The organism is Lewinella sp. (genome assembly GCF_050633125.1).
GTDB lineage: Bacteria > Bacteroidota > Bacteroidia > Chitinophagales > Saprospiraceae > Lewinella.
Map to the genome: position 1 here is coordinate 1 of NZ_JBOEFX010000252.1, position 1,191 is coordinate 1,191.

Here is a 1,191-nt window from a genome sequence, read left to right on the forward strand (position 1 = left end):
TAAGTCGTGATGGCCGAATACTGGTACACGTAACGCGCGAAAATACCTATCACGGCAGGAGCTCTTTTGGGGAAATCCTTATTATTGAAGTTTCCGCTAACTCAGGCTACTGCGACGGCACGTAGCGAAGCGGAGGGCTGGACGTAGTAGCAAAGTTGGAGCCAGTGCGGTTATTTGTTAGTCTTTATATTTTTCTATATCTAAATATTCTAACTTTAGATATTCCCCTTTTAGGTGATCAAAGTCTTTATCCGTAGTCAATAATGTCAAATCATATACACTTGCAGTAGCTGCTATCCATATATCATTCTTACCCATGTTTCGCGCAGAGAAATTTCCTTTTCTTTGCATAAGCTTTCCTTGGCTATAAGCATCAATATCACCATACCGATCAATGATCTCTTTAGTAGTAATGCTCACTTTCGCTAATCTCGATACAACTTCCTCGATTCTTCTTTTTCTTTTATCCCCTATTCCCAATTTCTTAATGAATGCATCGATTTCTCCTAAAGTGACGACTGATATTGCAAGGCTGTTTTTATCGTCAAACAAGTCATAGTCATCTTCGATTTTCTTAGCTATTCTGGATTCACGGCTGTAGATTATTATTAGGTTAGTATCAAGTAAGTAATCCATAGGATTCTGCGTAACGGCTTTTATTAATCTAATTCTGCTAGTAATTCCTCAAGAGAATGTTCCCATTCAATCTTATCGGCTAACTCCCTAAATTCATTATAACTAATAGGTTGATAATTTTGCTCTGCTAATATCTCTTTGTAAGAAATACCTTCTCTTATTTCAACGATGGCGTCCTTTACATCAGGCTTTTTAATATTATTAAATTTCTCTTTTTCTAAAGAGTGATATATCCGTTCTAACTCATCAGCATCATCAATACGAGCAATGATATTGATGATATTCATCTTGATGTCATTGGTATTAACTGTCATTATGTAAGTATAATTTATTAGATATATTATGGTTATCTCACCTCTGTATTCGCACGTTTGGAGGCTAGATGTATATAAAGATAAACATTCTTACAATTACCTAAGTTCCTTTGCAACTGATTATTGAGAATCCAAAGCACTATAAATCAGCATATCGCTGAATTTCAGTTATTTACTAGGCAAATCATAATAGTTTTTCTTTTTTGTGTGAGCATTGGCTCCAACTCCGGCTACCACGCAG

The 1,191-nt window shown here is 35.8% G+C and carries 2 protein-coding genes; both read right to left on the reverse strand.

Features of this window, described 5'->3' with window-relative positions; all coding sequences use genetic code 11:
* Positions 1 to 177: 177 nt before the first annotated feature.
* Positions 178 to 636 carry a type II toxin-antitoxin system VapC family toxin gene (locus tag ACRBG0_RS28725; RefSeq protein WP_431490258.1) on the reverse strand — a complete coding sequence of 153 codons (459 nt, stop codon included), beginning with the start codon at positions 634 to 636 and terminating at the stop codon, positions 178 to 180.
* Between the two features lie 23 nt (positions 637 to 659).
* Positions 660 to 923 carry a hypothetical protein gene (locus tag ACRBG0_RS28730; RefSeq protein WP_431490259.1) on the reverse strand — a complete coding sequence of 88 codons (264 nt, stop codon included), beginning with the start codon at positions 921 to 923 and terminating at the stop codon, positions 660 to 662.
* Positions 924 to 1,191: the final 268 nt, after the last annotated feature.